6 protein-coding genes are annotated in these 7,215 nt (G+C 65.8%); all 6 read left to right on the top strand.

All coding sequences use genetic code 11. The annotated features are described in order from the left end of the window. Window positions 1–1,886, top strand: a 1,886-nt coding sequence (aceE, locus tag J2X42_RS03325; RefSeq protein WP_310162100.1) for a pyruvate dehydrogenase (acetyl-transferring), homodimeric type, incomplete at its 5' end; no start/stop codon positions are given. A gap of 185 nt (window positions 1,887–2,071) precedes the next feature. Beyond that, window positions 2,072–3,316: a CdaR family transcriptional regulator gene (locus tag J2X42_RS03320; protein WP_131131849.1), complete on the top strand. Its 1,245-nt coding sequence runs from the start codon at window positions 2,072–2,074 to the stop codon at window positions 3,314–3,316. Window positions 3,317–3,404: 88 nt separating this feature from the next. After that, entirely contained in the window at window positions 3,405–4,334 is a 930-nt protein-coding gene (locus J2X42_RS03315) for an ACP S-malonyltransferase (protein WP_310162095.1), read from the top strand. Then, complete coding sequence (locus J2X42_RS03310) at window positions 4,331–5,392, top strand: beta-ketoacyl-ACP synthase III (protein ID WP_310162091.1); 1,062 nt, start codon at window positions 4,331–4,333, stop codon at window positions 5,390–5,392. The genes J2X42_RS03315 and J2X42_RS03310 overlap by 4 nt, the downstream gene beginning before the upstream one ends. Before the next feature lie 81 nt (window positions 5,393–5,473). Next, window positions 5,474–5,719: an acyl carrier protein gene (locus tag J2X42_RS03305; RefSeq protein WP_009359314.1), complete on the top strand. Its 246-nt coding sequence runs from the start codon at window positions 5,474–5,476 to the stop codon at window positions 5,717–5,719. Between the two features lie 161 nt (window positions 5,720–5,880). After that, entirely contained in the window at window positions 5,881–7,116 is a 1,236-nt protein-coding gene (locus tag J2X42_RS03300; RefSeq protein ID WP_131131846.1) for a beta-ketoacyl synthase, read from the top strand. Window positions 7,117–7,215 lie beyond the last annotated feature (99 nt).

The following is a 7,215-nucleotide window of genomic DNA, read 5'->3' as shown; positions in this document are numbered from 1 at the left end:
GCAAGATCATGCAGGAACTCGAAGCGTTCTTCCGCGGCGCGGGCTGGAACGTCATCAAGGTCGTCTGGGGCCGGGAATGGGATGACCTGCTCACCCAGGACACCGACGGCTCCCTGGTGAAAATCATGAACGAAACCCCCGACGGGGACTACCAGACCTACAAGGCCGAATCCGGCGGGTTCGTCCGCGAACACTTCTTCGGCAAGGACCCCCGCACCAAGGACCTCGTCGCGGACCTCACCGATGACCAGATCTGGAACCTCAAACGCGGCGGCCACGACTACCGCAAGGTCTACGCCGCGTACAAGGCAGCCACCGAATTCAAGGGCAAACCCACCGTCATCCTCGCCAAAACCGTCAAGGGCTACGGACTCGGACCCCACTTCGAAGGCCGCAACGCCACCCACCAGATGAAAAAACTCACCCTGGACGACCTCAAGAAGTTCAGGGATCATCTGCGGATTCCGGTCACTGACGAGCAGCTTGAGAAGGACCCGTACCAGCCGCCGTATTTCCACCCGGGTACGGACGCGCCGGAAATCAAGTACATGATGGAACGCCGCGCCGCCCTCGGCGGGTCTGTTCCGGAGCGCCGGTCCAAGCATCAGGACATTGCCCTTCCGGACGCGAAGACGTATGAAGTGGCCAAGCGCGGTTCGGGCAAGCAGCAGGCGGCCACCACCATGGCCTTCGTGCGTTTGCTCAAGGACCTCATGCGGGACAAGAACTTCGGCAAGCACATCGCCCCGATCATTCCCGATGAGGCCCGCACGTTCGGCATGGACGCGTTCTTCCCCACGGCCAAGATCTACAACCCCAAGGGCCAGAACTACCTGTCGGTGGACCGGGACCTCGTCCTGGCCTACAAGGAATCCGCCCAGGGCCAGCTGATCCACCCCGGCATCAACGAAGCCGGTGCCGTCGCAGCCTTCACCGCCGCCGGCACCGCCTACGCCACCCACGGCGTGCCGCTGATCCCGGTCTACGTGTTCTACTCCATGTTCGGCTTCCAGCGCACCGGCGACGCCTTCTGGGCAGCCGCGGACCAAATGACCCGCGGCTTCATCATCGGCGCCACCGCAGGACGGACCACCCTCACCGGCGAAGGACTCCAGCACGCCGACGGCCACTCCCCCATCCTCGCCGCCACCAACCCGGCAGTGGTCACCTACGACCCCGCCTACGGCTACGAAATGGGCCACATCATCCGCGACGGCATCGAGCGGATGTACGGACCCGACTCGGCCGACCGGAACCTGATGTACTACATCACCGTCTACAACGAGCCGATCACCCAGCCCGCCGAACCCGACGAGCTTGATGTTGAAGGCGTCCTCAAGGGCATCTACCTTCTGGCTCCGGCCAAGATCGACGGTCCCCGGACCCAGGTCCTGGCATCCGGTGTCTCAGTGCCCTGGGCGCTGGAAGCCCAGCGGCTGCTGGCCGAGGACTGGGGTGTCTCCGCGGACGTCTGGTCCGTCACGTCCTGGAACGAACTGCGCCGCGACGGCATGGCCGCCGAGGAAGAAGCGTTCCTGAACCCGGGCCAGCCCGCACGGGTTCCGTTTGTCACCCAGCAGCTTGCTGGTGCCACCGGACCGATCGTGGCGGTTTCGGACTACATGAAGGCCGTCCCGGACCAGATCCGCCAGTTCCTCCCGAACGAGTTCGCCTCGCTCGGCGCGGACGGCTTCGGCTTCTCCGACACCCGCGCAGCCGCACGCCGCTTCTTCAAGAACGACATCCACTCCATCGTGGTCCGTTCCCTGGAGATGCTTGCGCGCCGCGGCGAAGTGGACGCCCAGGCTCCTGCCAAGGCAATCGAGAAGTACCGCCTGCACAACGTCAATGCCGGTTCCACCGGCAACGCCGGCGGCGATTCCTGATCCACCCCCGCTGACTGTCAACGGCAGTTGGTCTGACGACGGCGGCCCCCACCTTTTGGTGGGGGCCGCCGTCGTTGTTCCTGGCTGGCCGTTGCGGCCGACAGCGAGGACTGTGACCCACAACCCCGGCCGTTGTAGCCTTCGCACAAATGGAGCTTGCGGGGCAGGCACCGTATGCTCAAAGGATGCCAGAGCCAAGTTCCCCGCCCGTGAAGCGCAAGCCGTCCTCGCGGAGCATGACTCCGGAGAAATCCGAAACCCTGAAAAAGCTCCGGGCGAGCGTGGGCCAGCTGTCCACCACAACCCTTCGGCAGCTCGAAAAATCACTGCCGTGGTACAGCCGGCTCAGCTCAGACGAACGGTCCGCGCTGGGCATGGTGGCGCAAAACGGCATCGCTGCCTTCGTCACCTGGTACGAACGTCCCAGCTCGCCGTCGTGGATCCTGTCCGACGTCTTTGGCACTGCCCCGACGGAACTCACACGTTCCATCAGCCTCCAGAAAGCGCTCCAGCTCATCAGGATCGTGGTTGAAGTGGTGGAAGACCAGGTTCCTGTCATCGCGCCCGAGGCCGACCAGCCCTCGCTCCGCGAAGCTGTTTTGCGCTATTCGCGCGAGGTTGCCTTCGCCGCCGCCGACGTCTACGCCAGGGCGGCTGAGTCCCGCGGCTCCTGGGACACCCGGCTTGAAGCGCTGATCGTGGACGCCATCCTCCGCGGCGAAAACACGGACGCGCTGCGCTCACGCATTGCAGCCCTGGGCTGGAAGGCCCAGGAGCGGTTCACTGTGATGGTGGGCAATTCGCCGTCGGAACCCAGCGCCAGCTACGTCAGCGAACTGCGGCGACTCGCCGGCCGTTATGCCGAGGACGCCCTGGTAGGGATCCAGGGAGACCGGCTGATCCTGATCCTGGGCGGCGTGCACGACAGGGAAACGGCCTACCTCAAGCTCAGCGAAATGTTTGCCCCGGGGCCCGTGGTTTACGGGCCTGAGGCAAGTTCGCTCCTGGAGGCCAGCGGATCCGCGCAGTCAGCCTTTGCCGGCCTGACGGCTGCCCGGGCGTGGCCCTCGGCTCCGCGGCCCGTAGCCGCCGACGACCTGCTCCCTGAGCGGGTAATTTCCGGCGACGACGCGGCCCGCCGGTCACTCGTCAAGAACATCTACCGTCCCCTCGTGGCTGCTTCCAACGGGCTCGTGGAGACGCTCGGAACGTACCTGGAGCTGGGCCATTCGCTGGAGGCGACCGCCCGGGAGCTCTTTGTCCATGCGAACACCGTCAGGTACCGGTTGAAGCGCGTGTGTGACGTCACGGGCTGGGATCCGCTGCTCCCCCGGGAGGCGTTTGTGCTGCAGGCCGCGCTGGTGGTGGGCCGCCTCGCGGCGCCCCCGAAAGCACCGGCCGAGCGTCATCCGGCGCGGAATCAGACCTGAGGCGTTGTAGACTTCCTACAACCTGACCCCGTGAGCTTGGTGCAGAGAAACACCGCTGGATCACACAGTAATTTGGAAAGCTGGATACGTGCTTGCAATAGTCTGCCCTGGACAGGGCTCACAGACCCCGGGTTTTCTGGCCCCTTGGCTGGAACTGCCTTCGGTAGCAGGCCAGCTGGCCTCCCTGAGCGAAATCGCAGGCATCGACCTGACAGCCCATGGGACCACCTCGGACGAGGAAACCATCAAGGACACCGCCGTGGCGCAGCCGCTCATTGTGGCGGCCGGCCTCGTGGCTGCGAAGTCCCTCTTCGACGTCGAACTCAGCTCACTCCCGGTGATCCTCGCCGGCCACTCGGTCGGTGAAATCACCGCTTCCGCCCTGGCCGGAGTCCTCACCGAGCAGGAAGCCATGGCATTTGTCCGGGAGCGCGCCAACAGCATGGCCGCTGCCGCCGCAGTCACCCCCACCGGCATGAGCGCCGTAGTGGGCGGCGACCCGGCCGAGGTGCTGGCCGCGATCGAAGCGTCCGGCGCCACCCCGGCCAACGTCAACGGCGCAGGCCAGACTGTGGCCGCAGGGACTTTTGACCAGCTCAAGGCGCTGGCCGAGAACCCGCCTGCCAAGGCCCGCGTTATTCCGCTCAAGGTTGCCGGAGCGTTCCACACCTCCCATATGGCGCCCGCGGTCAGTGCCCTTGAAGTGCTCAAGCCGACGCTGAACCCGCAGAATCCGCAGGTGCCGCTGCTCTCCAACTTTGACGGCAAGGAAGTTACCGGCGGAACCGCCGGCGTCGAAAGCCTGATCGCCCAGGTCTCCCGTCCTGTCCGTTGGGACCTCTGCATGGATACCATGGTGCAGCGGGGCGTCACTGGCGTCATCGAACTGGCACCCGCCGGCACGCTTGCAGGGCTCGCAAAGCGCGGCATGCCCGGAGTCAAGACGGTTGCCGTCAAGACACCGGACGACCTCTCGGCCGCCCTGGCACTCTTCGCAGAATTGGAGGGCAACGCATGAGCGTTCCCACACTGAAACAGGCCCCGGTCCAGGAGAACACCCGCATCCTGGGAATCGGTGCTTACCGCCCGGAAATCATCGTCACCAACGACGACGTCTGCCAATGGATTGATTCCTCGGACGAATGGATCCGGCAGCGTACCGGCATCGTGACGCGCCACCGCGCCCCGGCAGACGTCAGCGTCATCGACATGGCAGAAGGGGCCGCACGGGAAGCTCTGGCGAAGGCTGGCATCGAGGCCTCCGAGCTCGGCGCGGTCATCGTCTCCACGGTCACCCACCCCTACGCCACGCCGTCTGCCGCTGCCAGCCTGGCTGACCGGCTGGGTGCAACGCCTGCCCCGGCCTTTGACATCTCGGCTGCCTGCGCCGGCTACTGCTACGGCATCGCCCAGGGTGACGCCCTGGTCCGGTCCGGCGCTGCCAAGTATGTCCTCGTCGTCGGGGCGGAAAAGCTCTCCGACGTCATCGACAACCACGAGCGCACCATCTCCTTCCTGCTGGGCGACGGCGCCGGCGCCGTCATTATCGGCCCGTCGGACACGCCGGGCATCGGCCCGTCGGTATGGGGTTCAGACGGCAGCAAGTGGGACGCCATTGGCATGACCCGGTCCATGCTCGACGTCCGCGCCCTGAGCCAGGCGGCCCGCCAGTCGGACGAGTCCGGTGACTTCGCACTGCTGGAAGAAGCCCAGGACCTGTGGCCGACGCTGCGCCAGGACGGCCAGACCGTCTTCCGCTGGGCAGTCTGGGAAATGGCGAAGGTGGCACAGCAGGCCCTGGAGGCCGCCGGTGTGCAGGCCGAAGACCTGGTGGCGTTCATCCCGCACCAGGCGAACATGCGGATCATCGACGAAATGGTGAAGAAGCTCAAGCTTCCCGAAACCGTCACCGTGGCCCGGGACATTGCCGACGCCGGCAACACCTCGGCCGCCTCCATCCCCCTGGCCACGCACAGGCTGCTCCAGGAGAATCCGGGCCTAAGCGGCGGTCTTGCGCTGCAGATCGGCTTCGGAGCCGGCCTGGTTTTCGGTGCCCAGGTAATCGTCCTTCCTTAGGAACACCCAATACGGACAGCATCCGCTGTCTGAACCATTTCCGGCAGCCCCTGCCGGCAATAACAAGAAAAGGAGCCATCAATGGCTAGCAACGAAGAGATCCTGGCCGGCTTGGCTGAAATCGTCAACGAAGAGACCGGCCTCGCCCCCGAGGCTGTGGAGCTGGACAAGTCCTTCACCGAGGACCTGGACATCGACTCCATCTCCATGATGACCATCGTGGTCAACGCTGAAGAGAAGTTCGGCGTGCGCATCCCGGACGAAGAGGTCAAGAACCTCAAGACCGTTGGCGACGCAGTCAGCTTCATCGCCGGCGCACAGGCCTAGCCAAAGCTCCAGCCGCTTAAGGCTTGGCTGGGCTGCCGGCCCGGATTCCCGGACCGGCAGCCCAGCCGCATTCACCCGGCAGCCACCTGCCCATACCCCCACACGCGGGACCCCGCCGGAGAACACCGGCGCCGGGCTGCCCACCGACAGAGAGTGATCCCATGACACGCAAAGTAGTCATTACCGGTCTGGGTGCCACCACGCCCATCGGCGGCGACGTACCCACTATGTGGAAGAACGCGCTTAAGGGGGTCTCCGGTGCCCGCACCCTGGAAGACGACTGGGTTGCCAAGTACGAACTTCCCGTCCATTTTGCTGCGCGCTGCAGCACGCCCGCCCTTGAGGTCCTGAGCCGCGTCGAAGCGAAGCGAATGGACCCCTCCACGCAGTTCGGCGTCATCGCCGCGCGGGAGGCCTGGGCCGACTCCGGCATTACCGAGATCGACCACGACCGCCTTGCAGTTGCCTTCGCAACCGGCATCGGCGGCGTCTGGACCCTGCTGGACGCGTGGGACACGTTGAAGGAAAAAGGGCCGCGCCGTGTTCTGCCGATGACGGTTCCCATGCTGATGCCCAATGGCGTCGCCGCGGCCGTCAGCCTCGACCTTGGCGCCCGTGCCGGCGCCCACACCCCGGTGTCCGCCTGCGCATCCGGCACCGAGGCCCTCCACCTTGGCCTGGACCTGATCCGCTCCGGTAAGGCCGACGTGGTCATGTGCGGCGGCGCCGAAGCTGCCATCCACCCGATGCCTCTCGCGGCGTTCGCCTCCATGCAGGCACTCTCCCGCCGGAATGACGACCCGCAGGGCGCTTCCCGCCCCTACGACCTGGGCCGCGACGGCTTTGTGATGGGCGAAGGCGCCGGCGCGCTGGTCCTCGAAGCCGAAGAGCACGCACTGGCCCGTGGCGCCCGGATCTATGGCGAACTCGCCGGCACATCGGTGACCGCCGACGCCTACCACATCACTGCACCTGACCCCGAAGGACTGGGCGCCACCCGCGCCCTGAAGGCAGCCATGTTCGACGGCCGCATCCAGGCCGAGGACGTGGTGCACGTCAACGCACACGCTACGTCGACGCCCGTTGGTGACAAGCCCGAGTACACGGCACTGCGTGCCGCCCTGGGGAACCACCTCGACAGCGTGGCCGTGTCAGCCACCAAGTCGCAGATGGGCCACCTCCTGGGGGCGTCCGGTGCCGTGGAGGCCGTCCTCACGGTGCTCGCCGTCTACGAACGCAAAGCCCCGGTGACCATCAACCTGGAAAACCAGGACCCGGAAATCCCGCTCGACGTCGTCACCTCCGCGCGTGACCTCCCGGCCGGCAACATTGTGGCGCTGAGCAACTCCTTCGGCTTCGGCGGCCACAACGCCGTGATCGCGGTACGCAGCGTCTAGCACCACCGTAGTGAAAAAGCAGGGGCCCCGCCAGTCGGCGGGGCCCCTGCTTTGCTATGGAGAGAACCGGTGCTGCCCGGCCGCGGACAGTCCATGATG

Origin of the sequence: Arthrobacter sp. BE255 (assembly GCF_031457335.1) — a bacterium.
In the GTDB taxonomy this organism is placed as follows: domain Bacteria; phylum Actinomycetota; class Actinomycetes; order Actinomycetales; family Micrococcaceae; genus Arthrobacter.
This window is presented reverse-complemented; position numbering and strand designations above follow the sequence as displayed.